Origin of the sequence: Bradyrhizobium sp. LTSP849 (assembly GCF_000938255.1) — a bacterium.
In the GTDB taxonomy this organism is placed as follows: Bacteria; Pseudomonadota; Alphaproteobacteria; order Rhizobiales; family Xanthobacteraceae; genus Bradyrhizobium.
The window spans coordinates 88,565-111,659 of the sequence record NZ_JYMR01000023.1; the positions used below are offsets into that span (position 1 = coordinate 88,565).

A 23,095-nucleotide genomic window follows, 5' to 3' on the forward strand; every position below is an offset into this window, starting at 1 on the left:
CGCCCGGCCGTAACGCCACGCGAGGGTTCTAATGACCAAACTTACCCGCTTTGCGGTCGCGCCGCTGCATGCGATGACGCGGCGCTTGGCCGATGTCGCCTCGGGACGTGTTGTGCCGGACCTCGTCATTACGGGCGCGGCGGTGCTCTCGACCTATTCAGAGCGCATCCATCCCGGTCGGGAGGTCTGGGTCACCGGCGGCCGCATCGCGGCGGTGAAGCCGGCGGGCGCGGCCACGAAGGCCTGGAGTGACGTGGTGATCTACGACGCGGCTGGCGGCATCATCGCGCCAGGTCTGGTCGACCCGCACATCCACATCGAATCCTCCATGGTGACGGCCTGCGCCTATGCCGAGGCTGCCCTCCTCAACGGCACTACCACGATCTTCTGTGACAGCCACGAGATCGGCAACGTCATGGACGTCGCCGGCGTCGAGGCGATGCTGGAAGATGCGCGCGAGGCGCCGCTCTCGATCTTCTTGACAGTGCCGTCGACCGTGCCTGCAACCTCGGCCGCGCTGGAGACCGCCGGCGGTGATCTGACGCCGGACAAGATCGCCGGGCTGTTCGACCGCTGGCCGGAAGCGGTCGGGCTCGGCGAGAAGATGGATTTCGTGCCGGTCACCATGGGCGACGAGCGCAGCCACGCGATCCTCGCCGCCGCCTTGAAGCGCGGGCGGCCGGTGTCCGGCCATGTCTACGGCCGTGAATTCGTCGCGGCCTATGCGGCATCTGGCGTCACCGACACACACGAGGCGATCGACCGCGACATCGCCGACGATCTGCTTGATGCCGGCGTCTGGGTATTTTTGCGCGGGGGACCGCCGACCACGCCCTGGCACTCGTTGCCGCAGGCGATCCGCACCATCACCGAGCTCGGCGCCTCGCACAAGCGTACCGCCGTGTGCACTGACGACCGCGATGCCGACGACCTCCTGCTGTTCGGTCTCGACTGGGTGGTGCGCGAGGCGGTGAAGGCCGGGATGTCGCCGGAGCAGGCCTGGTCGATGGGTTCGCTGCATGGCGCGACGCGCTTTGGCATGGAGGGTGACATCGGAGGGCTCGGCGGCGGCCGCCGCGCCGACCTGGTGCTGATGGACGATCAGCTCAAGCCGCAATGCACCTGGTATGGCGGCGAGCTCGTGGTCGAGCGCGGCAAGATCACGCCGCGGCTCGATCAGGCATTGTCGCAGCGCTATCAATATCCGAAGGCAGCCTATGTGACGGTGAAGCTGCCCGAGAAGCTGAAGCTGACGCCGGAGCTGCCGGCGAAGGCCTGCACGGTTAATGCGATCAAGACGGCGCTGCCCGGCATCATGCTGATCCACGAGAAGATTGCGATCGAACCGGCAACGGACTGGCCGTCGCTGTTTGCGCGCTACGGCCTGTGCTTCGTCACGGTGGTCGAGCGCCACGGCAAGTCGGCCGGCAATGTTGCCTACGGCCTGCTAAAGGACTTTGGCCTGAAGCGCGGCGCGGTCGCCTCCAGCGTCGGGCATGATAGCCACAACATCATCGTCGCCGGCACCAACGAGGGTGACATGCAGGTCGCGATCGCTGCCATCAAGGAGCAGCAAGGCGCTGTCTGTGTCGTCGCCGATGGCAAGGTGAGGGCGCTGGTGCCGCTGCCGATCGCCGGGCTCTTGTCCGACAAGCGCGTCACGGAGGTGGCGGAAGAGGTCAAGGTGCTGAAGAAGGAATGGACGGAGGCCGGCTGCACCATTCCCTACATGGGCTTTAATCTGATTCCGCTATCGGTCATTCCGGAAATTCGCATCACCGACAAGGGCCTCGTGCTGGTGCCCCAGATGGAGCTGGCGCCGCTGTTCGAGTGATCGCTTTCACACATTTCTCGATCTAACCGATTGAGACAACCGCATTTTTTTCTACGGCTGCCGCATCGTGGAAAATAAAATCGATCTCGTTGAGATCGTATCCTGCACACCTGATGATCTCGCTCGCTGACTTAACCGAGCGAGGTCTGATATGGCGAAGATGCGAGCCATCGACGCGGCTGTGCGTATCCTGGAAAAAGAAGGCATCTCTACCGCCTTCGGCGTTCCCGGGGCTGCGATCAACCCGCTTTACTCTGCGCTGAAGAAGCGCGGCTCCATCCGCCATATCCTGGCGCGCCATGTCGAGGGCGCCTCGCACATGGCAGAGGGGTATACGCGGGCGAAGGCCGGTAATATCGGCGTCTGCATCGGCACCTCGGGGCCGGCGGGCACCGACATGATCACGGGACTCTATTCGGCGATCGCTGATTCCATTCCGATCCTTTGCATCACGGGCCAGGCGCCGCGCGCGCGGCTCTACAAGGAGGATTTTCAGGCGGTCGACATCGAGTCAATCGCAAAGCCCGTGACCAAATGGGCGGTGACGGTGCGCGAGCCGGCGCTGGTGCCGCGCGTGTTCAGCCAGGCCTTTCACGTGATGCGCTCCGGCCGGCCGGGGCCGGTCTTGATCGACATGCCCCTCGACGTGCAGCTCGCCGAGATCGAGTTCGACGACGAGACCTATGAGCCACTGCCGGTCTATAAGCCCACTGCGACCCGCAAGCAGGTCGAGAAGGCGCTGGAGATGTTGAATGCCGCAGAGCGGCCGCTGATCGTGGCGGGCGGCGGCGTCATCAACGCCGATGCCTCGGATCTGCTGGTGGCGTTCGCCGAGATCACCAACGTGCCGGTGGTGCCGACGCTGATGGGGTGGGGCGCGATCCCTGACGACCACGTGCTGATGGCCGGCATGGTCGGCCTCCAGACCAGTCACCGCTACGGCAATGCCACGATGCTGGAATCCGACTTCGTGCTCGGCATCGGCAACCGCTGGGCCAATCGCCATACCGGTTCGGTCGAGACCTACACCAAGGGCCGTACCTTCGTGCATGTCGATATCGAGCCGACCCAGATCGGGCGCGTGTTCAATCCCGATCTCGGCATCGTCTCGGACGCGAAGGCTGCGCTCGAGCTTTTCGTCACCGTCGCCAGGGAGTGGCGGCGGTCAGGCAGGTTGCGCGAGCGCCAGGCGTGGCCCGCGGCCTGCCGCGATCGCAAGCGCTCGATGCTGCGCAAGAGCCATTTCGACAATGTCCCGATCAAGCCGCAGCGCGTCTATGAGGAGATGAACAAGGCGTTCGGCCGCGACACCACCTATGTCACCGTGATCGGCCTGTCGCAAATCGCCGGCGCGCAGTTTTTAGGCGTCTACAAGCCGCGCAACTGGATCAATGCCGGGCAGGCGGGCCCGCTTGGATGGACGCTGCCGGCGGCGCTCGGCGTGCGCGCGGCGTGCCCCGACCGCGACATCGTCGCGCTGTCGGGTGACTACGACTTCCAGTTCCTGATCGAGGAACTCGCGGTCGGCGCGCAGTTCAATCTGCCTTACATCCACGTCGTCGTGAACAATTCCTATCTCGGCCTGATCCGCCAGGCTCAGCGCGGTTTTGACATGGACTATCACGTCCAGCTCTCGTTCGAGAACATCAACGCCCCCGAACTCGGCGGCTATGGTGTCGACCACGTGGCAGTCGCCGAAGGCCTTGGCTGCAAGGCAATCCGTGTCACGGATCCAAAGGACTCGCAGGCGGCATTCGCGACCGCGCGCGAATTGATGGCGAAACACCGCGTGCCCGTGGTGGTCGAGTTCATCCTCGAGCGCGTCACCAACATTGCGATGGGGACCGAGATCGACAACATCGTCGAGTTCGAGGAGGTGCTGGATCTGCCGCTCGACGAGGTCGGGACCGCGCGGCCCGGCGTGCTTCAGCCGGCGGAATAGGGGACAGCATCATGCCGAAATTCGCCGCCAACCTCACCATGCTCTTCAATGAGATGCCGTTTGTCGACCGCTTCGCCGCGGCGAAAGCGGCGGGCTTCAGCGGGGTCGAGTATCTCTTTCCCTATGATTTCGACAAGGCGCTGCTGCGCGAGCAGCTCGACAGCCACGGGCTCACGCAGGTGCTGCACAATCTGCCCGCCGGCAATTGGGCGGCGGGCGAGCGCGGCATCGCGATCATGCCCGATCGCGTCGCCGAATTCCGCGACGGCGTGTTCCGCGCCATCGACTATGCCAAGGCGCTCGACTGCGAGCAGCTGAACTGCCTCGTCGGCATCGCGCCAGTGGACGCCGATCCGCGCGAACTTAATGAGACGCTGGTCGGCAATTTGCGCTTCGCGGCTTCGACGCTGGCGCGCGAAAACATCAAGCTGCTGGTCGAGCCGATCAACACGCTCGACATTCCCGGCTTCTACCTCAACGGCACCGAGCAGGCGGTGCAGCTGATCTCGGAGGTGCGGTCGAACAATCTGTTCGTCCAGTACGACATCTATCACATGCAGATCATGGAGGGCGATCTCGCCCGCACCATGCAGGAATATCTTCCCCAGATCGCTCACATCCAGCTTGCCGATAATCCCGGCCGGCACGAGCCCGGCACCGGCGAGATCAACTATCCCTTCCTGTTCCGCCACCTCGACGCCATCGGCTATCGCGGCTGGATCGGCTGCGAATACAAGCCGCGTACCACCACGCTGGAAGGCTTGTCCTGGCACGCGGCGCAGACGTTTGAGACCTGAGAATGTAGCCACAGCGATGGTGCGCTCCCTCTCCCGCCTGCGGGAGAGGGTTGGGGTGAGGGTATCTCCTCAACGGGGCTCGAGAGATGCGTCGAGGATCCCCAAGAGGAAAGAACCCTCACCCGGCGCTTCGCGCCGACCTCTCCCGCAAGCGGGCGAGGTGTACCGAGTGCGCGGAGGAAGATTCGCCAATGCAACTGAGAGAAATCACACCATGATCGACATCGGCTTCATCGGACTTGGCACCATGGGACGGCCGATGGCCGGCCATCTCCTTAACGCGGGCCATCGCGTTCTCCTGCATGACGTTGCGCCGGTCGCGCCGGAGCTGATCGCAGCCGGCGGCGTCGCCTGCAAGTCGAGCAAGGAGGTCGCGGAGGAGGCGGATGCCGTCATCATCATGGTGCCCGATACGCCGCATGTGGAAGCCGTGCTGTTCAGCAAGGACGGTGTTGCGGCCGGCATCTCGAAGGGCAAGATCGTCGTCGACATGAGCTCGATCTCGCCGCTGGCGACGAAAGAGTTCGCGAAGAAGATCGAGGCGCTCGGCGCGGACTATCTCGATGCGCCGGTGTCGGGCGGCGAGGTCGGTGCCAAGGCTGCGAGCCTCACCATCATGGTCGGCGGTCCTGAGCGCGCCTTCAACACCATGAAGCCGATCTTCGACAGGATGGGCAAGAACGTCACCCGTGTCGGCGCCAATGGCGATGGCCAGACGACGAAGGTCGCCAACCAGATCATCGTCGCGCTGACGATTGAGGCTGTGAGCGAAGCACTGCTGTTCGCATCCAAGGCCGGCGCAGACCCCGCGCTTGTGCGGAAAGCGTTGATGGGCGGCTTTGCGTCCTCGCGAATTCTCGAAGTGCATGGTGAGCGCATGGTGAAGCGCAATTTCGATCCGGGCTTTCGCATCGAGCTGCACCAGAAGGATCTCAACCTCGCGCTCGAAGGCGCCCGCGCGCTGGGCTTGTCGCTGCCGAGCACTGCGGTGGCACAGCAATTGTTCTCGTCCTGCACCGCGCATGGCGGCAAGGGCTGGGATCATTCGGCGATGGTGCGGGCGCTGGAACTGATGGCGGGCCACGAGATCGCCGCGGCCTGAACTGTTACGCGGTAACAGTCTCCGGATTTTGGTGCGTCTTTCCTCACGCGGGAACAGGAACAATGCTCCGGCCCCGCGGTTGATGGCGCGCAACAACACTGGAGAGTGTGGACATGAAGACTCGTCTTGCAATTTTGTTGGCTGCCGCGTCGCTGCTGGCGTCGAGTGCAGCCTTTGCCCAGTCGACGACCGAAGAGGGCGCCAGGAACGGCGCGCGCGCGGGCGGCGATATCGGCGGACCGGTCGGCGCGATGGTGGGCGGTACCGTTGGTGCGGCCGTCGGCGCTGGCCTGGAAATTCCGAATGCGATTCTCGGCGGAATCCCGCGCGATGATTCCGTCGTAGTGCAGGAGCGCGTCGTGGTCGGCGAGCCGCTGCCCCCGACCGTGGTGCTGCGCCCAGTGCCGAACTACACCCAGTATCGCTATGCGGTCGTGAACGAGCGCCGCGTGATCGTGGATCCGCACACGCGTCGCGTGGTCAAGATTATCGACTGATCGGCCCGAGTTGAGCCTTGAGAGGCAAGGCCCTGCGGAGTTACGCCGCGGGGCCTTCGCTTGTTGCGACCGAGTATGCGCGAAGGCGCGTCACGGCCCAATCGGCCGCGGCTGCGAGTGCAAAGCCGACGCAGGCCGTGGCGGCATCGACCAGGAAATCCTCGAGCCGCGCATGGCGTCCCGGCGCCCAGAATTGCATCAGCTCGAGCAGACCGATCAGGGCCACCGCGATGGCCGCGACTGCAAGGCGGCGCTGCCGGTAGGCGAGGCCAAACGCCAACCCGACCAGGATGAAGGCAAGCGCATGTTCGCCGTCCTGGCCCAGATCGGAATGGGGCCGCAGGCTCGGCGGCCCAAGCGTTGCGAAGGTGACGGCGGCGGCGAGCAGCCAGGCGAAGGAGCGAACCAAAAGGGACATCCGCACCGCTTAGCACGGATATGCAGGAGCCTGTTGTGAGGCTGGGATCAGATCGTCGTGTAGTTAATGACGAAATGTTAAAGTGGCTCGCGCACGCCGAGGCCGTGCATGAAGCGCTCCCGGATCTGCACGGGATCCCTGCGGGTGGTCCCGACGCCCGGTTTGTCGTCAATGCGGAGGGCGATCAGGCTGGGCTCGGAGGCGGACATGGCCGCATCGACCAGACGCTCGAAGTCCTCCTCGTCTGCGGCCCAGGCGCTGTTCGTAAGTCCCGAGCCCGCGGCGATCGCAACGATGTCGGCGATACCAGCGGCAGGTGTCGGCTGTGCGCCGGTGATCTGATAGATGCCGTTATCCATCACGATCATGATGAGGTTTTTCGGCTTCAAGGCAGCAATGGTCGAGAGCGCGCCGAGCTGCATCAAGAGCGAGCCATCGCCCTCGAGCGCAAAGACGCGGCGGTCGGGCTGCGCCAGCGCCACGCCAAGCGCGATCGGGAAGGCGAGCCCCATGCTACCCAACATATAGAAATTCTGCGGGCGGTGGCCGGCGGCCCAGAGGTCGAAATTGGTGTTGCCGATGCCGCCGATCACGGCTTCCTCGTGCTTGAGCTTTGCGACCAGGCGCGACGTCACATCGAACCGGTTCATCACCTTGGTGTTGCGCGTGTTCATTTTTGAGTTCATTTGGCTGACCTCACTTGTCGAAAGTCTTGCCGCCAGTGAGCAGCGGGTTGAGGATCAGCGCCACCGGCGCCTGCGTGGTGACGGCCTGCTTGATCGAGCGGTCGGCGATGAATTCGAGCTCGTCGAGCCGGGTGATGGTGTGGTGCTCGAGGGCCAGCGAATCCAGTACCGGGCGCATGGTGCGGCAGACCAATGACTGGCCGTAGTTGAACTCGCCGAGCGTACCGCGTTCGGAGACGAACATGATCAGGGGGATCTGGTAGGGCACCGCGAGCGAGGCGAGCGTGTTGGCGAGCGTGGCAAAGCCGGAGGTCTGCATCAGCACCGCACCGCGTCGTCCGCCCATCCAGGCGCCCGAGACGATGCCGACGGCTTCCTCCTCGCGGGCGGTGGCAAAGGTGGTGAAGAAGGGATCGGCGTGCAGATTCTTGATCAGCGGCGTCAGCACGCGGTCCGGCACGTAAGGGATCAGGCTGATCTCGTTCCGCTTCAATGTTTGCAGGACAATGTCGTGCCAGCTCTTGTCACTGGAGGCGTGTGTCGCCTGGGACGAAGTCTGCTGTTCCGCAATCGCCACTGCGTTCTCCCTTCAGCCGCGCATGCTTCTTGGTCTTGGCCATTGTTCTGACCGTCGCGGCGGTCTGCCGAACTTGACGGAGCGGGCGGGATTGTCAACATGTCCTGGCCGGCACTGTGATCTGCGCCAGAGGGCCTGCCGTGGCCGGCAACGCCATGACATAGGTGGCGGTAATGAAAAATACGGGAGGGACGCATAGGCGGGGCGCACGTTGCGCTTGGCCTTGCGGGTCTCCTCGGGAGAGCCGGAAGGGTCCTGATGTCCGTCAACAGCAAGCGCGTCTTCTACGTCAAATATCTGGCCAATCCGATCTACATCGACATCCTGAAGGCACGGCCCGACGTGCGGCTCGATCGCATCGAGAATGACAGCCTCGAAGACTTCTACGCCCCGATCCTGGATGCGGCCCATGTCTACCAGGTTGGCGCAGCCCGCGATGAGCTTGCGCCGCATTTTCATGTTGATGCCGCCTTCCTGAAGCGGACGCCGAATCTCTTGCTCGTCTCCAGCAATGGCGCTGGCTTCGATCCCGTCGACGCCGAGGCCTGCACGGATGCGGGCGTGCTGGTGGTCAACCAATCCGGCGGCAACGCGCATTCCGTTGCGGAACATGCGCTGGCGATGATGCTGACGCTGTCCAAGCGCATCATCCAGTCCGACCGCCGGATCCGCCGCGAGCGCGACGTCAACCGCAATGAGCTCGTTGGCAACGAGGTCGAACACAAGACCGTCGGCATCATCGGGCTCGGCAATGTCGGCCGCCGTATCGCCGCGCTGTGCAAGGGCCTGCTCGGCATGAAGGTGCTGGCCTATGATCCGTATCTGTCGGCCGACGTCATGGCCGAGCGGGGCGGGGAGAAGGTCGAGCTCGACGAGCTCTTGCGCCGCGCCGATTTCGTCTCAATCTCCTGTCCGCTCAACAAGGGCAGCCGCAACATGATCAGCGTGCGCGAATTTGCGCTGATGCAGCCGCATGCCTATTTCATCACCACGGCGCGCGGCTTCATCCACGACGAGGACGCGCTGCTTGGGGCGTTGCGCGACAAGCGCATCGCGGGCGCCGGCCTCGACGTCTGGTCCAAGGAGCCGCCTCCGCCGGAGCATCCGCTGCTCCAGTTCGACAACGTGCTGGCGAGCCCGCATACCGCGGGCGTTACCATCGAGGCGCGCCAGAACATGGGCCGCATCGCCGCCGAACAGGTGCTGGACACGCTCGACGGCAAGCGCCCGCCCCGCATCATCAATCCCGAGGTCTGGCCGGTTTATGCCGAGCGATTCAAGCAAGCGTTCGGCGTGACGCCGGGGTAGGGGCGCAACGTCGATCAGGCCGCGTCTGAGACACGAACTTCGACCTTCAGTCCAGCGGCGACTGCCATATTGACCAGAGTATCGATACCGAACAGTTCGATCTTCCCGCGCATCAGGTCGGAGACGCGAGGCTGGGTGACGCCAAACAGCTTCGCGGCTTCCGACTGGTTGAGCTTCATCCCGGTGATATGATCGCGCAGCGCCAGCATCAGCTCCGAGCGCAGCTTCATGTTCGCGGCTTCCGCCGGCGTATCCTCAATCGCGTCCCAAACACTGGTGAAGCGCTTCTTGGTCATCGGTTCAGTTCCTTCAACAAATCCCGGTAGCGTAGTCGCCCTCTGAACTCGATCGGCTTCATGATTTAGATATACAAAATATTGTATAGGCTTGCAATCCCGCCTTCGGGACAATGTTGACCTTGATCCGTATCAAAATCTCCCTCCCCGATTCGGGCGAAATGGGATTAGATTGCTTCCGGGGCAGCAGGGAGGTCCCATGTCAACTTATGTCGTCAGGTTCATGAAGGACGTGCTCGGCCAGTACGGCCGGCAGATCGAGGTCTGCCAGGGCGCGCTCGAGATCGACGCCTCCGACGAGGCCGAAGCCAGGGAACGGGCGAAGGCGAGGTTTTGCAAGGATCAGGCGTTGCATCACTGGTCGCTGCATGCCGACCGCATCCAGGTCAGACCGGCTGACTGTCCCTCGTAGGGCCTAGCGGCCGGGCGCCGCGACCGGCGGCGGCGCGGTGACGCCCGCGCCGAGCGAACGCTGCACCATGACGGTATCGGACCATCGGCCGTGGCGATAGGCGACCCCGGATAACAGGCCGGCGCGCGCGAAACCGAACTTTTCGTGCAGCGCCAGCGAGGGGGCATTGTCGGCATCGATATAGCCGATCATCTGGCGGAAGCCGGCCGCCGCGCAAGCGTCGATCAATTCCTGGAGCAGCAGCCGTCCGACACCGCGCCCGAGATGTTCGTGGTGAACATAGATCGAGTGCTTGGCCGTGTAGCGATAGGCCGGGCGCTTGCGGAACAAGACCACATAGGCGTAGCCGACGACCTCGCCGCGATAGGTTGCGACCAGATGCGGCAGCCGGGTCTGCTTCAAATTCTTGCGCCGGTCGCGTAAGTCGTCCGGTTCCGGCGCGCCGGTTCCCTCGACGTCGCGGGGCACGCCGTTGCGGACGTGATGGCGATAGATCGCCAGCATCGCCTCGATATCGCTTTCACGTGAGGGTCGGACAAGGACCGGCTCGTCATCCGTGTGCATCACGGCTGTTTCGCTCATCGACGCCTACTCGGTAACGACGTAGGTATAGAGCCCGATGCGGCCCTGGGCATCGACCTCTTTGTAAACGCCCTGAATTTCGACGTCGAAGCCGGGAAACGTATTGAAGCAGGTCTCGAACATCTTGAGATAATCGACCATGGGCTTGGCCCGCTCCGTCAGCCGCTCGCCGGGCACGATGGTGGCGATACCGGGCGGATAGACCACGAAGGGCGTGGTGGCGATACGGCCCGCAATTGCCTCGATCGGCAGATAGTCGACATCGTTCTTGAACAGATAGCGCGCGGCATCGCGCGGTGACATCGCAATCTCCGGCATGTGCTCGGGCATGAATTGCCGCGCCTGAAGTGCACTGACATCGGCGGCGCGGAAGAAGCGGTGCATCTCGCCGCAGAGGTCGCGCAGCCGCACGCCGGCATAGCGCGCCTGCCGCCGCTGATAGAATTCCGGGATCGCGTCGGCGAGCAGCGCATTGTCGTCGTGCAGCCTCTTGAACGCGACGAGGCCGGAGATCAGTGTGCCGGCCTTGCTGGCCTCGACGCCGGGCGTGAGCAGGAAGAGCAGGGAGTTGAGGTCGTTCTTCTCTGGCACGATGCGGTTTTCGCGCAGGTACTGCGCGACCACCGGTGCGGGGATGCCGTGCTCGGCATAGGCGCCGGTGGCGCGATCGAATCCGGGCGTGAGCAGCGTCAGCTTGTTCGGATCGGTCATGGCAAAGCCTTCCGTGACGCCGGGAAAGCCATGCCAGTTGGTGTCAGGCGAGAGCTGCCAGAGCGCAGGATTGGTGGCGAGCTCGTCGGTGGAGAGCGTTTCCCAGGCGACATTGTGCGCGGCGCCGGGGCGGCTGACATCGGGGATCGCGACGCGATCGGGCACGAACGGTTCGAAGAACCAACGGCGGTCCGGATTCTGCTCCTTCTCCTCGAACTCCCGGCGCATCGCGCGGATCTTCTTGCGCAGCTCGATGCCGAGCCGGATCGTGTCGTCCCACAGCACCTCGCCGGAGCGGCCCTTCATCATCTGCGCGCCGACATCGAGCGAGGCGAACAGCGGATAGAACGGCGAAGTGGAGGCGTGCTGCATGAAGCTCTCGTTGAAGCGGCGGTGCTCGACACGCCGCTTCTGGCCGCGGATGTGACGATCCTTGATGTGGATTTGTGACGCCTGTGAAAAGCTCGCGAGCTGCTTGTGGGTCGACTGCGTCGCGATGATGCCCGGTGCTTCGGGGGGAAGATTAGCCAGCCCCATGGCGAAGCGGCCAGCATAGAGCGGATGGAATTTCATGAAGCCGGCCCAGGCCTCGTCGAACAGGATGTACTCGCAGAGATGACCGATGCGCTTCAGGATCATTTCGGCATTGTGGATCGTGCCGTCATAGGTGCACTGCTCGACCACGGCGACGCGGAACGGCCGCTCCTTGCGCCAGGCGTCCTTGTCCTCGACCAGCGGATGGTTGCGGATCGCCTCGCGCAAGGCCTTCTCGTCCAGCGCATCCCAGCGCATCGGGCCGATCAGGCCCCAGGCGTTGCGGATGGTCGGCACGTAGACCGGGATGCCGCCATTGATCATCAGCGCGCCGTGATGGGCGGCCTTGTGGTTGTTGCGGTCGAACAGCACGAGGTCGCCGTCGGTGACGAGCGCACCAAGCGCGACCTTGTTCGAGGTCGAGGTGCCGTTGAGCACGAAGTAGGTTTTTTCCGCGCCAAAGATCTGCGCGGCTTCCTTCTGCGCCTTCAGCGCCGGGCCCTCATGGGTGAGGAGGTCGCCTAGGTCGAGCACGGAATTGTCGAGATCGTCGCGGAACACGGATTCGCCGAGATGCTCGACGAAGACACGGCCGATCGGGCTGCGGTTGTAGAACACACCGCCGTTATGGCCCGGACAGGTCCAGAGCTGGTTGCCTTCCTCGGCGTAGTCGACCAGCGCGCCGAAGAACGGCGTCTTCAATGTCTCGGCATATTGCTTAAGCCGGCTGATCAAATTCTTGGCGATGAAGGTCGGCGTCTCCTCGGACAGGAAGACATAGCCGTCGATGAAGTCGAGCACCTCGACCGGTAGATCCTCGAAGCGCTTGCGCCGGATCAGCAGAATGATCGGGAAGTCGAGGCCGCGGCGCCGCATCAGATTGATCAGCGCCGAGGTCTTGCCCTCCAGGCCCTTCTTGCCCCAGTCCACCACCATGCAGCCGATCGCGGCATCGGTCTGCACCGCCATCTCGGCGTCTTCCAGCTTGCGGGCCCGGACCACCTCGAAGCCGGAGCGCTGGATCTCCTCGATGATCTGGTTGAATCGGACGCCCTCGAGATCGTCGGCGTCGAACACAGGTGCGGCGAACAGGAAGTTGAAGCGCTTAAAATAGTCCATGAGGTGTCCCGGATGTGCAAGACCAACACGTCTCGGCACATTCGATGACAGTTATATGACGATGGCGCAGGTTGGCCTTCGCCGCGTTTGTGAGGCGAGGGAACTGCTAGCGCTTCGCCTCGCCGAACACCACCGTCGGCACCGCGCGGTTGACGACATCGCGCAGTGCGAAGCTCGACTGCACCCGCGCCACGCGCGGCAGGCGCGACAGCTCGGTGCGGTGGATGCGCTCGAAATCCTGGATGTCGCGGGCAAGCACGATCAGGATGTAGTCGTCGTTGCCCGACATCAGGAAGCAGCGCACGACGGAAGGGCATTTCACTACCTCCGCTTCGAACGCCTTCAGCGCGTCGTCGCTCTGGCTCTCCAGCGCAATACGCACCAGCACCGTCGTGGTGAGGCCGAACTGCGCCAGATCAAGCGCGGCCTGATAGGCCTGGATATAGCCGTCGTCCTCCAATGCCTTCTGCCGCCGCGCGAGCGCTGTGCTTGATAGCCCGACCTTGGTGGCAAGCTCGGTGTGGCTGGCCCGCGCATTGGTGGTGAGTTCCGCGAGGATGGCGAGATCTTTCCGGTCGAGGGCCAAGGTTTTGTTTCCAGCGTGAAAGGGCACTTCTGCGCTCGAAACCAGCGCGCGGGTGGCGAAACTAGCGGATATTTGCACGAAACCAAACTGGCCCCGTCGCTACGATGACACGGTGAATCAGGACGTTGGAAGGAGCCCTAAGATGCGCGTCGGTGTGCCCAAAGAGATCAAGGTGCAGGAATATCGCGTCGGGCTCACCCCGGGCGCCGTCCGCGAATATGTCGCGGCTGGGCATCAGGTGACGGTCGAGACCGGCGCCGGCAGCGGCATCGGCGCGTCCGACGAGATCTATCGGCGGGCAGGGGCCGCGATCGCCGGGAACGCCCGCGACATCTTTGCGAACTCCGAGATGATCGTGAAGGTGAAGGAGCCGCAGAAAAGTGAATGGGCCCAGCTCCGCGAAGGCCAGATCCTGTTTACCTATCTCCACCTTGCGCCGGATCCTGAACAGGCCAAGGGCCTGCTTGGCTCCGACTGCACCGCGATCGCCTATGAAACCGTCACCGACGCGGCCGGTCACCTCCCCCTGCTCGCGCCGATGAGCGAAGTCGCCGGCCGCCTCGCTATCGAGGCCGCCGGCGCCGCGCTCAAGCGTTCGGCCGGCGGCCGCGGCTTGCTGCTCGGCGGCGTGCCCGGCGTGCAGCCGGCGCGTGTCGTCGTGCTTGGCGGCGGCGTGGTGGGCACACAGGCCGCGCGCATGGCGGCGGGTCTCGGTGCCGAGGTCACGGTGATTGACCGTTCGTTGCCGCGGCTGCGCGAGCTCGACGATCTCTTCAGCGGGCGGGTGCGCACCCGTTTCTCGACCATCGAGTCGGTCGAGGAGGAGGTATTTGCGGCCGACGTCGTGATCGGCGCCGTGCTGGTGCCCGGTGCGAGCGCACCAAAGCTCGTCACGCGTGCGATGCTGAAATCGATGCGGCCTGGTGCCGTGCTCGTCGACGTCGCGATCGACCAGGGCGGCTGCTTCGAGACCTCGCATGCGACCACGCATACCGATCCGACCTACGAGGTCGACGGCGTCGTGCATTACTGCGTTGCCAATATGCCAGGCGCAGTGCCGGTGACGTCGAGCCAGGCGCTGAACAATGCGACGCTGCCGTTCGGCATGATGCTCGCCGGCAAGGGCTTTGCGGCGGTGCTGGAAAATCCGCATTTGCGCAACGGGCTGAACGTTCATCGCGGCCGGATCACCAACAAGGCGGTGGCGGAAAGTCTCGGGCTGGAGTTTGCGCCTGTTGGGAGCGGGCTGGCGGCGTAAGGCGCGTCCGGCTCACGCCTTCGTTAGCCGGTACTGCCCGAAATCCGGGTCATGCGTCATGCGCCAGTAATCCACGAAGCGCCATGGCATCGCCGAAAACACGCGTCCACTCGAATTGCGGTAATAGGTGCTCATGCCCGGATGGGTCCAGATCATGCCCTCGTGTTCGGCGTCAACCTTGCGGACATAATCGTCGAGCACATCCTGGCGGACGTCGATCGCGGCGACGTTGCGCTCGATCATGTCGACGAGGCAGGCCGAGATATAGCGACTCTGGCATTCCGACTGGAAGATGACGCTGCCGCCGTGGGCGGGACCGGCGTTGGGGCCGAGCATGCAGAAGAAATTTGGAAAGTCCGGCACGGTGAGACCGAGAAACGCGGTCGGATTGTCGTTGCCCCAGGCCTCACGCAAATTCTTGCCGTCGCGGCCGCTGATGTTGAGGCGGGCGGCCATCTCTGTGACCTTGAAGCCGGTCGCGACAACGATAATGTCGGCAGGGCGGTGCTCGCCGTCGGCGGTGACGATGCCGTCGCGGTCAAAATGGTCGATCGTGTCGGTGACGAGGTCGACATTGTCCCGCCTCAAGGTCTTGAACCAGTTGTTGTCGAGCAGGATGCGCTTGCCGTAGGGCGGATAGGTCGGCACGCATTTCGAAATCAGGTCGGGCCGGTCCTTCAGTTCGGTCAGGATGAAGTCGGTCAACTCCTGGCGATGCCGGTCGTTGCCCTTGTTGACGGCGCGCTCGGGGTGCGGCCAGGCCGGGTCCTTGCGCAGGAACGGCAGGAGGCCGTCGCCATAGCGCCAGAACATGTTGAAGCGGTACCACTGCACATAGAACGGCAGATGCGCCAATAGCCATCGCGCGCCATCGCTGATCGGATCGGCATAGCCCTTCACCGGCCGTGCCCATTGCGCGCTGCGCTGGTAGACCGTGACCGAGGCAACGCGGCCGGCAATCGCCGGTACCAGCTGCATCGATGTCGCGCCGGTGCCGATCACGGCGACATGCTTGCCTTCGAGGTTGATGTCGCCCGACCACAGCGCCGAATGCAGGATCGTGCCCTTGAAATTCTCTTCGCCCTTGAAGCGGGCGCGGGAGGGATCGTTGAGCTGGCCGATGGCGGAGACCAGCGCCGTCGATTCGCATATCTCCTCGCCGTCCTTGGTCTTGAGCGTCGAAATCCAGCGCCGCTTCCCTTCATCCCAGCGCGACGAGGTCAGCTCGGTGCTGACGCACAGATGTTTTCGGATACCGTATTCGTCCGCGACCTTCTGCAGATAGCCGAGCAGCTCCTCGCGCTGACAAAAATAGCGAGTCCATTCATTGTGCGAGCCGAAGGAGTAGGAATAGGAGTGGTTCGGCGTGTCGACGCCGCAGCCGGGATAGCGGTTGATCCACCAGGTGCCGCCGAGCTCGGCGTTCTTCTCGACGATGGTATAGGGGATGCCGAGATGGCCGAGCGCCACGCCGAGCGCGATGGCGCAGACGCCGGCGCCGACGATCAGCACGTGCTGGTCCGCGAGCTTTCCGTCGGAAGGACGACTGGTCCAGCGCGGCTCGCGCGCCACAAAACCCATCTCCTCGCGCATCAGCGGCGCATATTCCGGTGCGACGTTCTCGCCGAGGCAGGCGCGCATCATCTTCAGCAGCAGTTCTTCACCGGGATCGGTGATGACCGGCTTTGGCGTGCCGTCGGCAAAGAGATTGACAACCGCGGCGCGGATTTCGTCCTGGATCTCCTTCGGGACCCCGGCCTCGGGATCGGGGATGAGGCGGATGTCGCGCTTGGGCAGATAGGGCGGCTCGAGCCAGCGCTCGTCGCCGGTCATGTGCACCAGCACCATCAGCAGGCAGCGGATGTCGCCTTCCGCGATGGCCGAGGTGAGGTCGAGGGGCTTACGGGGAGATGCGATGTTCATCGTCTTCTTCTGATCTCCGACGGTCCAGTACGTTCGATTCTGGAGGAGGCGAACGAGCGACTTGCGGTCATGAGACGGTAGTCGACAAGCACTGGGTCGTCTATGCGGCCGGTATCCGGCCGCGTTCCGGTGCCAAAACCGGCCAAAAGAAGAAAACTATTGCCTCAGGCTCGCCCGGCGGAAGGAGTTTCCCCTCCAAGGGGCAAATACGCCAATCGCTTCCATTGCTGTTTGGGGCCGAAACAACGACATTTCTGTCAGAAATTGATGGATTGACTGCTATGGAACGCACCCGATTTGAGCCCTTCGGCGAGCAGCTGGTGTCCGCGACGGACACCCAGCCGACGTCGCGTGCTGCAAGGCTCGTGTTGCGGGCCGGCACCGGCCTGTTCTGGTCGCTGGTCGCCGCGATCGTGCTCGCGCGCGCGGCCTTCTTCGAGCCGGGCGTCTATGACAGCTTTAGCCACGTGGCCTCGCTCGCCAAGAGCCTGATCTTCTAAGCGCAATTATTCCGGGCTGAGGATAGGACTTCCCTAAGCCCGGATATGTCGAAAACTTATTTCCCAATCGGGCGGCCCTGCGTATAAATCCTTCTCCTCCGGGAGAGATTTGTGTCGCAGAATCAAGCATCCAGCCCGACCGAAACCAAGCCGACCACCGCCGCCAGCCGTATTGTGGCGCTGATTCCCGGCATTCTCCTCTGCATCGCCGTGGCCGGCGTTTCGGCCCTGCTCGAACGGTTCGAACTCGGCATCTTCGAGCACCCCTATGTCGAGGCGCTGGTGATGGCGATCCTGCTCGGCATGGCGCTGCGCAGCTTCTGGAAGCCGGCGCCGCGCTGGCAGGCCGGCATTGCCTTCAGCGCCAAACAACTCCTCGAAGTCGCGGTGATGCTGCTCGGGGCCTCCATCAGCTTTGCCGCCATCGCGGCCTCCGGCGTCGCGCTCCTCCTGTCGATCGCAGCCGTCGTCGTGATCGCGCTCTCCGCCTCCTTCGGCCTCAGCCGTCTGCTCGGCCTCTCGACGCGGCTGTCGATCCTGATCGCCTGCGGCAATTCCATTTGCGGCAACTCCGCGATCGCGGCGGTGGCGCCGATCATCGGCGCCAACAGCGACGAGATCGCGTCCTCGATCTCCTTTACCGCCATCCTCGGCGTGATGATGGTGCTCGGTCTGCCGCTGCTGATCCCGCTGTTGCAGTTGACGGCCACGCAATACGGCATCCTCGCCGGCTTGACCGTCTATGCGGTGCCGCAGGTGCTCGCGGCGACGGTGCCGGCCGGGCTCGTCTCGACGCAGATCGGCACGCTGGTCAAGCTGATGCGTGTGCTGATGCTCGGGCCGGTGGTCGTCGGCCTCTCCCTGGTCGCCTCGCGCTGGCAGACCGGCGCCAAGAAAACCAATGTCGGCTTCTTCCGACTGGTGCCTTGGTTCATTCTCGGCTTCCTCGTGCTCGCGACCTTGCGCTCGCTCGAGGTTGTGCCGTCCACGGTGGTTGCTCCGATCACGCGGATCACGGGTTTTCTCACGGTGGTGTCGATGGCCGCGCTTGGCCTCGGCGTCGATGTGAAGGTGCTTGCCAATGTCGGCGGCCGGGTGACGGCCGCAGTGACGTTGTCACTGATGCTGCTGCTCGGCATCAGCATCGCGTTGGTGCATTGGTTCAAGTGATTAGAGCGAAACTGCCGCAGGGTGGGCAAAGGCGCGAAAGCGCCGTGCCCACCATGTATCCACATTCGTGATGAAAATGGTGGGCACGCTTCCGCCTTCGCTCTACGAGCTACGGCGGACAAGTCGCTTTGCCCACCCTACGAGATCGTCTGTCTCTGCAAGCGTCGAGTTGAATCAAATCACATCCGCCAGCGAATGCCCGTGCAGCTCGATGTTCAGCCCCTGCATGCCCAGATCGGTGATCTCCCCGCCCATCGCCTTGATGCTCTCCTCACGGATCAGCGACATCAGCCCGCGGCGCAGTGCCAGAAATTCCGATGACATCATCATTGCTTGCTGCCGTGGCCGCTCCAGCGGAATCGGAATTTCGGCCTTGATCGAGCCGGGGCGGGCGGTCATGCAGTAAACGCGATCGGACAGGAAGATCGCCTCGTCGATGTCGTGGGTGACGAACAGCACCGAGATCTTCAGCCGTTGCCACATGTTGGTGAGGATCTGCTGCATGATGACGCGGGTCTGCGCGTCGAGCGCGCCAAAGGGCTCGTCGAGCAAGAGCACCTTCGGTCCCGTCGCAAGCGCGCGGACAATACCGACGCGCTGCTTCATGCCGCCTGAGAGTTTGTCCGGGTAGTGCTTCTCGAAGGCCTCCAGCCCCGCGAGTCCGAGCAGCGTGCGCGCGGCGCGCTCACGCTGCGAGCGCGCCATGCCGCGCATCTTCAGGCCGAACTCGACATTCTCCCGCACCGTCTTCCAGGGAAACAGCGAATATTGCTGGAACACCATGCCGCGTTCGGAGCTGGGTCCGTTGACGCGCTCGCCGTCGACGGTGACGACGCCCGTGGTCGGCTTGAGGAAGCCCGCGACCGCATTGAGCAGCGTCGATTTCCCGCAGCCTGAGGGCCCGACGATCGAGACGAACTCGCCGGGCTTCACATGGATCTGCGTATCGGTGACGGCCTGAACCGGTCCTTCGATGCTGTCATAGCTGAGCGAGAAGTTCCTGACCTCGATATGGCCCTGCGGTGCTTTGGTCAGGATCTCGTTCACTTCAGCCTCCACGGCATCACCAATTGCCCCGCGCCCCTGATGAGCAGGCTCGATCCCAATCCGAGCACGCCGATCGCGATCATGCCGAGCGCGATGTCGGGATACTGGACCAGCGAATAGGCCTCCCAGGTGAAATAGCCGATGCCGTACTGACCGGAGATCATTTCAGCCGCGATCAGCGACACCCAGGCGACCCCCATGCCGACGGTGAGGCCGGTGAAGATGTGCGGCAGCGACGCCGGAAAATACACCTCGCGGAAGATCGAGCGTTCCCTCGCGCCGAGACATTGTGCCGCGCGCACCAGCACGGGATCGACCAGCGACATGCCGTGCAGCGTGTTGACCAGGATCGGGAAGAACGAGCCGAGGAAGGTGATGAAGACGATGCTCTGCTCGTTGGTCGGCCACAGCATGATCGCCATCGGCACCCAGGCGATCGCCGGGATCGGCCGCAGCACTTCGGCCACGGGGAAGATGATCTCATGGACCAGCTTGAAGCGGCCCATGACGAGGCCGAGCGGTACGCCGACAATCGCCGCCAGCGAGAAGCCGACGAGGATGCGCCGGCAGCTCAGCAAAATGTGCATCAGGAATTTTGGATCGTGGATCGCCTTGGTGAAGCTCGCATAGACTGCGAGCGGCGATGGCACGTTGGTGAAGCGCACGAAGAACACGACGCGATAGGTCGTGAGCAGGTGCCAGACCAGCAGGAAGACGAGCAGCGAGATGATGCCGATCGCAGTCGCGCGCAGGCCGTTGCGGTTCAACTTATACCAGCGCAGCGCGAGCGTACCGAATGATGTGGGTTTTGCGGGCGGCGCGGCGTCCGACGCGGGCTCCGTTTCCGTGGTGGCAACGGCCATTGGCGTGCTGTCCTCGGAATGTCTGAGTAGGGCGGGGCTGCTCACGTCTTGCCCCCGCTGACTGCCGCCTTCACCGCATCGTCGAAGCCGAGCACCTTGCCGCTGATCTTGGCCGCGTAAGCTTCCGCGTCCTTCTTCAGCAGGAACGGCGCGACGTCACCATTACCGACGGCAAAGAAGGCCTGGTCGGCGAACAGCTTGATGCCGCGCGTGGTGTCGAAGACGTAGGCGACGTTGATCTTCTTGCCCTTGGCCTTGTAGTCGGCATAGGCGCCGAGCGTGCAACTGGCGGACGCGAACGGCAGGATGCCGGCCTCATCGACCCAGACCTCGCCGGCCTTGCGCGGATCGGTGATCGGCTTCTTGCAGAAGCTGTCTTCGCCTGAAATCTCGTAATTCTTTGTGCTGCCGAGCTGGGCGTCATAGTCGAGCTTCATCTCGGCATAGGCCTTGCGGATGTAGCTGTCGTCGACCCATTTCTTCGGATCGAATTCCTTCATGCGGCCGAGATTCTGAAGAACCTTGACGTCGGTCGCCGCCGCATCGATCAGCGCCGGTTTCACGGTCGGATCGGTGGTCATGTTGCCGCTGGGGCCGAGGAAAATATAGACCACTTCCTTGTTGATCCCGGTCCATTCCTGGATCTTTTCGGCGGCAAGCTTCGGGTCATCGCGCAGCCACTGGTTGGCGGCGATCAGCGCCTTCATGTAGGCGACGACGACTTCAGGATATTTCTCGGCAAAATCGGTGCGGACCACGATGCCGTGGAAGGTCGGTAGATTGGTCTCGACGCCGTCAAAGATTTTTCGCGCAAAGCCACGGAACGGCAGCAGCTCGGCGAAGGGGACGAAGTCGGCATGCGCGTCGATCTTCTTCTCCTGGAGATTGGTCGAGCCGACCTCTGGGCTCTGACTGACCAGCTGGAAGAAGTCGGACGCGTAGCCGCGGTCCTGCATCGCCTTCAGCACCATGCCGTGCGCGGCGGAGCCGAAGGGAACGCTGACGAGCTTGCCCTTGAGATCGGCGAATTCGTAGTAGGGCGAATCCTTGTGGACGACGATGCCGTTGCCGGAGCCGGACAGGCTGTAGGCGGCGATGCCGATCAGCCGGCTCTTGCTTTCAGGATTGGTCTCGAAGGTGAAGCCGTTCACGATCAGCGGATAGTCGCCCATCATGCCGATTTGGAGCTTGTTCGCCATCATCGCATTGGTGACGGGCGGACCGGACGTAAAATTCTGCCACTCCAGCTCGAACTTGGTGTTGGCGTATTTGCCGTCCTTCGGCAGGTATTTTTCGAGGAGATGCAGCTGACGGATGACGACGCCGGCGGTCACCGTGTTGGTCGTGGTGTCCTGCGTTCCGATGCCGAGCGTGACGGTTTCCGCCGAGGCCGGTTGCGCCAGAAGGAGCGCCAGCGACGTCACCGACATCGCGATCGAGAGCGTGGGAAGATGGCGGACCATTCTCATCCTCATTCGGTTGGATGTGCTGTGGTTGCCATGATTGGGTGAGGGCGCGGGCGGGGCAAATCCGGAATGACCGTCGCAGTCGATTAGTTGCCGGGAAAAGCTGATTGCATACTCCTTGGGCAGCCCTGCACTATAAAGCCGCTTGCCTGTGCACCTGCGTTAGTCGGCGCCTTGACCGCGCATCTCTTCCAGCACGTCGGTCCGGCACACCACGATCTGCGAGCGCTTGGTCACCACGATGCCCTTCTCCTGCATGCGCTTCAGGCTGATCGTGACCCATTGCCGGGTGGCGCCAACCATGTGGGCGATGTCGGCGTGGGTGAAGGCGGCCGCAATCACCCGGCCGTCGGCATCCTCGACGCCGTAGAGGTCGACGAGATGCAGCAGCAGATGCGCAAGCCGCTGCGTGATCGAGCGCGTTCCCAGCATCTGGGCCAGCGCCGAATAGCACTTGCCCTTGAAGGTGAGGCCTTCGATCAGGCCGATCGCGAGGTTCGGGATCTCCACGGCGAGCGCGCGTAGTTCCTTTCCGGGCAGGTGCACCACGCTGCAATTGCTGGATGCGACGCCGGACCATTGATGCACGGTGCCTTCGAACACTTCGGGCCCGCCGACGAAATTGCCCACATGCCAGTAAGCCAGCGTGATCTCGCGTCCGAGCGGAGAAGTATAGAACACGCGGATGCGGCCGCTCTCGATCAGCCAGATGCCGTCATGCTTGCCGCCCTGGCTAAACAGCGTCTGGCCGCGGTTGAGTACTTTTCGCCGGCCCTGCTTCAGCACCAATTCCCGCTCGCGCGGCGTCAGCTTGTCCATCAGCGGTGGCGGTCCGCCGATCCATTGCTGGTTCTCGGTGAGCAGCAGCGAGGAGCCGCCGGCAGGCCGAACCGCTCCGGGAACAGCTCCGCGAACCACATTGGCCGCCTGCAACATCATCCGCCTCCGGAACGTTGAAATCGTTCTAAAGAGGAGCAATGTCCGTGCCAATCACTCAGCTGTCATCGCCCGCGAGGGCGGGCGATCCAGTATTCCAGAGAAGGCAATGGGATACGGAGAAGCCGCGGCGTACTGGATTCCCCGCTTCCGCGGGGAATGACAGCGGAGTTTTGGGGACGGTCCGCGTGCGCCTAGCGCCCCGCCAAGCTCAGCAAATACGGCTTCGGGTAAATCCCCCGATTATGCCCGTCCGAAAACGAGATGTTCAGCCCATAACCGAGATCGCCGATCTCGGTGATCGCGATGCCCGGAAACGCTTCAGGAAAGCGGTCGTCGAAGCGGGCGCGGGTGCAGTGGGCGCATTTGCAGGAGAGGCGTAGCTGCTCGGCCGCAATCCTGACCACGTCGTTTTGCGTCGTGCGCACGACGAGCGTCGCGAGATCGGCGCTTGCTTCATAGTCGGCCACCGTCGGCGCCACCAATGCGGTCATGGTCATGACGAATCTCCGACTCTCTTGTACGCCGGCG

23 protein-coding genes are annotated in these 23,095 nt (G+C 63.4%); 10 read left to right on the forward strand and 13 right to left on the reverse strand.

The genetic code is table 11. The features are described from left to right. Window positions 1–31 precede the first annotated feature (31 nt). The 5 genes from UB31_RS16325 to UB31_RS16345 all read left to right on the forward strand — a co-directional run bounded on the left by UB31_RS16325 (window position 32) and on the right by UB31_RS16345 (window position 6,172). On the forward strand, window positions 32–1,834 hold the full coding sequence (locus tag UB31_RS16325; RefSeq protein ID WP_045011581.1) for an adenine deaminase C-terminal domain-containing protein: 1,803 nt from the start codon (window positions 32–34) through the stop codon (window positions 1,832–1,834). Between the two features lie 151 nt (window positions 1,835–1,985). Then, window positions 1,986–3,776 carry a glyoxylate carboligase gene (gene gcl, locus UB31_RS16330; protein WP_045011582.1) on the forward strand — a complete coding sequence of 597 codons (1,791 nt, stop codon included), beginning with the start codon at window positions 1,986–1,988 and terminating at the stop codon, window positions 3,774–3,776. An 11-nt stretch (window positions 3,777–3,787) separates the two neighbouring features. Continuing rightward, a complete protein-coding gene (gene hyi / locus UB31_RS16335; RefSeq protein WP_045006392.1) occupies window positions 3,788–4,573 on the forward strand; it encodes a hydroxypyruvate isomerase in 786 nt (261 codons plus the stop codon). A gap of 214 nt (window positions 4,574–4,787) precedes the next feature. Continuing rightward, the gene (locus UB31_RS16340; RefSeq protein ID WP_045011583.1) at window positions 4,788–5,675 is read left to right on the forward strand and encodes a 2-hydroxy-3-oxopropionate reductase; all 888 of its coding nucleotides are present in this window, start codon (window positions 4,788–4,790) and stop codon (window positions 5,673–5,675) included. Window positions 5,676–5,788: 113 nt separating this feature from the next. Continuing rightward, the gene (locus UB31_RS16345; protein WP_045006390.1) at window positions 5,789–6,172 is read left to right on the forward strand and encodes a DUF1236 domain-containing protein; all 384 of its coding nucleotides are present in this window, start codon (window positions 5,789–5,791) and stop codon (window positions 6,170–6,172) included. A 40-nt stretch (window positions 6,173–6,212) separates the two neighbouring features. On the opposite strand, the gene UB31_RS16350 is transcribed toward UB31_RS16345, so the two are convergent. The 3 genes from UB31_RS16350 to UB31_RS16360 all read right to left on the reverse strand — a co-directional run bounded on the left by UB31_RS16350 (window position 6,213) and on the right by UB31_RS16360 (window position 7,853). Beyond that, complete coding sequence (locus UB31_RS16350) at window positions 6,213–6,590, reverse strand: VanZ family protein (protein ID WP_045006389.1); 378 nt, start codon at window positions 6,588–6,590, stop codon at window positions 6,213–6,215. A gap of 77 nt (window positions 6,591–6,667) precedes the next feature. Beyond that, entirely contained in the window at window positions 6,668–7,264 is a 597-nt protein-coding gene (locus UB31_RS16355; protein ID WP_045011584.1) for a thiamine pyrophosphate-dependent enzyme, read from the reverse strand. Between the two features lie 22 nt (window positions 7,265–7,286). Next, window positions 7,287–7,853 (reverse strand): thiamine pyrophosphate-binding protein, encoded by a 567-nt coding sequence (locus UB31_RS16360; RefSeq protein ID WP_045006387.1) that lies wholly within the window; start codon window positions 7,851–7,853, stop codon window positions 7,287–7,289. A gap of 258 nt (window positions 7,854–8,111) precedes the next feature. On the opposite strand from UB31_RS16360, the gene UB31_RS16365 reads away from it, so the two are divergent. Beyond that, window positions 8,112–9,161 carry a hydroxyacid dehydrogenase gene (locus UB31_RS16365; protein WP_045011585.1) on the forward strand — a complete coding sequence of 350 codons (1,050 nt, stop codon included), beginning with the start codon at window positions 8,112–8,114 and terminating at the stop codon, window positions 9,159–9,161. 14 nt (window positions 9,162–9,175) lie between these two features. Here the strand turns inward: UB31_RS16365 and UB31_RS16370 are convergent, their stop codons facing one another. Next, the gene (locus UB31_RS16370) at window positions 9,176–9,457 is read right to left on the reverse strand and encodes a helix-turn-helix domain-containing protein (protein ID WP_045006385.1); all 282 of its coding nucleotides are present in this window, start codon (window positions 9,455–9,457) and stop codon (window positions 9,176–9,178) included. Between the two features lie 199 nt (window positions 9,458–9,656). Here UB31_RS16370 and UB31_RS42195 point away from each other — a divergent pair, with 199 nt between their 5' ends. Beyond that, window positions 9,657–9,869 (forward strand): hypothetical protein, encoded by a 213-nt coding sequence (locus UB31_RS42195; protein WP_045006384.1) that lies wholly within the window; start codon window positions 9,657–9,659, stop codon window positions 9,867–9,869. Window positions 9,870–9,872: 3 nt separating this feature from the next. Here the strand turns inward: UB31_RS42195 and UB31_RS16380 are convergent, their stop codons facing one another. The 3 genes from UB31_RS16380 to UB31_RS16390 form a co-directional block, all read right to left on the reverse strand. Beyond that, window positions 9,873–10,451 carry a GNAT family N-acetyltransferase gene (locus UB31_RS16380; RefSeq protein WP_045006383.1) on the reverse strand — a complete coding sequence of 193 codons (579 nt, stop codon included), beginning with the start codon at window positions 10,449–10,451 and terminating at the stop codon, window positions 9,873–9,875. Window positions 10,452–10,457: 6 nt separating this feature from the next. Next, the gene (locus UB31_RS16385; protein ID WP_045011586.1) at window positions 10,458–12,815 is read right to left on the reverse strand and encodes an Orn/Lys/Arg family decarboxylase; all 2,358 of its coding nucleotides are present in this window, start codon (window positions 12,813–12,815) and stop codon (window positions 10,458–10,460) included. Between the two features lie 106 nt (window positions 12,816–12,921). Beyond that, entirely contained in the window at window positions 12,922–13,401 is a 480-nt protein-coding gene (locus tag UB31_RS16390) for an Lrp/AsnC family transcriptional regulator (protein ID WP_045011587.1), read from the reverse strand. Window positions 13,402–13,543: 142 nt separating this feature from the next. Here UB31_RS16390 and ald point away from each other — a divergent pair, with 142 nt between their 5' ends. Continuing rightward, window positions 13,544–14,659, forward strand: coding sequence for an alanine dehydrogenase (ald, locus tag UB31_RS16395; RefSeq protein ID WP_045011588.1), 1,116 nt, complete (start codon window positions 13,544–13,546; stop codon window positions 14,657–14,659). A gap of 12 nt (window positions 14,660–14,671) precedes the next feature. Here ald and UB31_RS16400 read toward each other — a convergent pair whose 3' ends face one another. Next, window positions 14,672–16,582: a flavin-containing monooxygenase gene (locus UB31_RS16400; protein ID WP_045011589.1), complete on the reverse strand. Its 1,911-nt coding sequence runs from the start codon at window positions 16,580–16,582 to the stop codon at window positions 14,672–14,674. Window positions 16,583–16,863: 281 nt separating this feature from the next. On the opposite strand from UB31_RS16400, the gene UB31_RS16405 reads away from it, so the two are divergent. Beyond that, window positions 16,864–17,082, forward strand: coding sequence for a hypothetical protein (locus UB31_RS16405; protein WP_045006378.1), 219 nt, complete (start codon window positions 16,864–16,866; stop codon window positions 17,080–17,082). 111 nt (window positions 17,083–17,193) lie between these two features. Further along, on the forward strand, window positions 17,194–18,252 hold the full coding sequence (locus UB31_RS16410) for a YeiH family protein (RefSeq protein ID WP_045006377.1): 1,059 nt from the start codon (window positions 17,194–17,196) through the stop codon (window positions 18,250–18,252). A 174-nt stretch (window positions 18,253–18,426) separates the two neighbouring features. Here UB31_RS16410 and UB31_RS16415 read toward each other — a convergent pair whose 3' ends face one another. The 5 genes from UB31_RS16415 to UB31_RS16435 all read right to left on the reverse strand — a co-directional run bounded on the left by UB31_RS16415 (window position 18,427) and on the right by UB31_RS16435 (window position 23,064). After that, window positions 18,427–19,299: an ABC transporter ATP-binding protein gene (locus tag UB31_RS16415; protein ID WP_045006376.1), complete on the reverse strand. Its 873-nt coding sequence runs from the start codon at window positions 19,297–19,299 to the stop codon at window positions 18,427–18,429. Further along, on the reverse strand, window positions 19,296–20,207 hold the full coding sequence (locus UB31_RS16420) for an ABC transporter permease (protein WP_156175373.1): 912 nt from the start codon (window positions 20,205–20,207) through the stop codon (window positions 19,296–19,298). Before UB31_RS16420 ends, UB31_RS16415 begins: the two co-directional genes overlap by 4 nt. Continuing rightward, window positions 20,204–21,625 carry an ABC transporter substrate-binding protein gene (locus UB31_RS16425; RefSeq protein WP_045011591.1) on the reverse strand — a complete coding sequence of 474 codons (1,422 nt, stop codon included), beginning with the start codon at window positions 21,623–21,625 and terminating at the stop codon, window positions 20,204–20,206. Before UB31_RS16425 ends, UB31_RS16420 begins: the two co-directional genes overlap by 4 nt. A 165-nt stretch (window positions 21,626–21,790) precedes the next feature. Further along, complete coding sequence (locus UB31_RS16430; protein ID WP_045011592.1) at window positions 21,791–22,567, reverse strand: Crp/Fnr family transcriptional regulator; 777 nt, start codon at window positions 22,565–22,567, stop codon at window positions 21,791–21,793. A 191-nt stretch (window positions 22,568–22,758) separates the two neighbouring features. Further along, entirely contained in the window at window positions 22,759–23,064 is a 306-nt protein-coding gene (locus tag UB31_RS16435) for a gamma-butyrobetaine hydroxylase-like domain-containing protein (protein WP_045011593.1), read from the reverse strand. Window positions 23,065–23,095: the final 31 nt, after the last annotated feature.

Coding starts and splice junctions, on each gene's coding strand:
- UB31_RS16325 (WP_045011581.1), top strand. CDS start 32: ATGACCAAACTTACCCGCTTTGCGGTCGCGCCGCTGCATGCGATGACG.
- gcl (WP_045011582.1), top strand. CDS start 1,986: ATGGCGAAGATGCGAGCCATCGACGCGGCTGTGCGTATCCTGGAAAAA.
- hyi (WP_045006392.1), top strand. CDS start 3,788: ATGCCGAAATTCGCCGCCAACCTCACCATGCTCTTCAATGAGATGCCG.
- UB31_RS16340 (WP_045011583.1), top strand. CDS start 4,788: ATGATCGACATCGGCTTCATCGGACTTGGCACCATGGGACGGCCGATG.
- UB31_RS16345 (WP_045006390.1), top strand. CDS start 5,789: ATGAAGACTCGTCTTGCAATTTTGTTGGCTGCCGCGTCGCTGCTGGCG.
- UB31_RS16350 (WP_045006389.1), bottom strand. CDS start 6,590: ATGTCCCTTTTGGTTCGCTCCTTCGCCTGGCTGCTCGCCGCCGCCGTC.
- UB31_RS16355 (WP_045011584.1), bottom strand. CDS start 7,264: ATGAACACGCGCAACACCAAGGTGATGAACCGGTTCGATGTGACGTCG.
- UB31_RS16365 (WP_045011585.1), top strand. CDS start 8,112: ATGTCCGTCAACAGCAAGCGCGTCTTCTACGTCAAATATCTGGCCAAT.
- UB31_RS16370 (WP_045006385.1), bottom strand. CDS start 9,457: ATGACCAAGAAGCGCTTCACCAGTGTTTGGGACGCGATTGAGGATACG.
- UB31_RS42195 (WP_045006384.1), top strand. CDS start 9,657: ATGTCAACTTATGTCGTCAGGTTCATGAAGGACGTGCTCGGCCAGTAC.
- UB31_RS16380 (WP_045006383.1), bottom strand. CDS start 10,451: ATGAGCGAAACAGCCGTGATGCACACGGATGACGAGCCGGTCCTTGTC.
- UB31_RS16385 (WP_045011586.1), bottom strand. CDS start 12,815: ATGGACTATTTTAAGCGCTTCAACTTCCTGTTCGCCGCACCTGTGTTC.
- ald (WP_045011588.1), top strand. CDS start 13,544: ATGCGCGTCGGTGTGCCCAAAGAGATCAAGGTGCAGGAATATCGCGTC.
- UB31_RS16400 (WP_045011589.1), bottom strand. CDS start 16,582: ATGAACATCGCATCTCCCCGTAAGCCCCTCGACCTCACCTCGGCCATC.
- UB31_RS16405 (WP_045006378.1), top strand. CDS start 16,864: ATGGAACGCACCCGATTTGAGCCCTTCGGCGAGCAGCTGGTGTCCGCG.
- UB31_RS16425 (WP_045011591.1), bottom strand. CDS start 21,625: ATGGTCCGCCATCTTCCCACGCTCTCGATCGCGATGTCGGTGACGTCG.
- UB31_RS16430 (WP_045011592.1), bottom strand. CDS start 22,567: ATGATGTTGCAGGCGGCCAATGTGGTTCGCGGAGCTGTTCCCGGAGCG.
- UB31_RS16435 (WP_045011593.1), bottom strand. CDS start 23,064: ATGACCATGACCGCATTGGTGGCGCCGACGGTGGCCGACTATGAAGCA.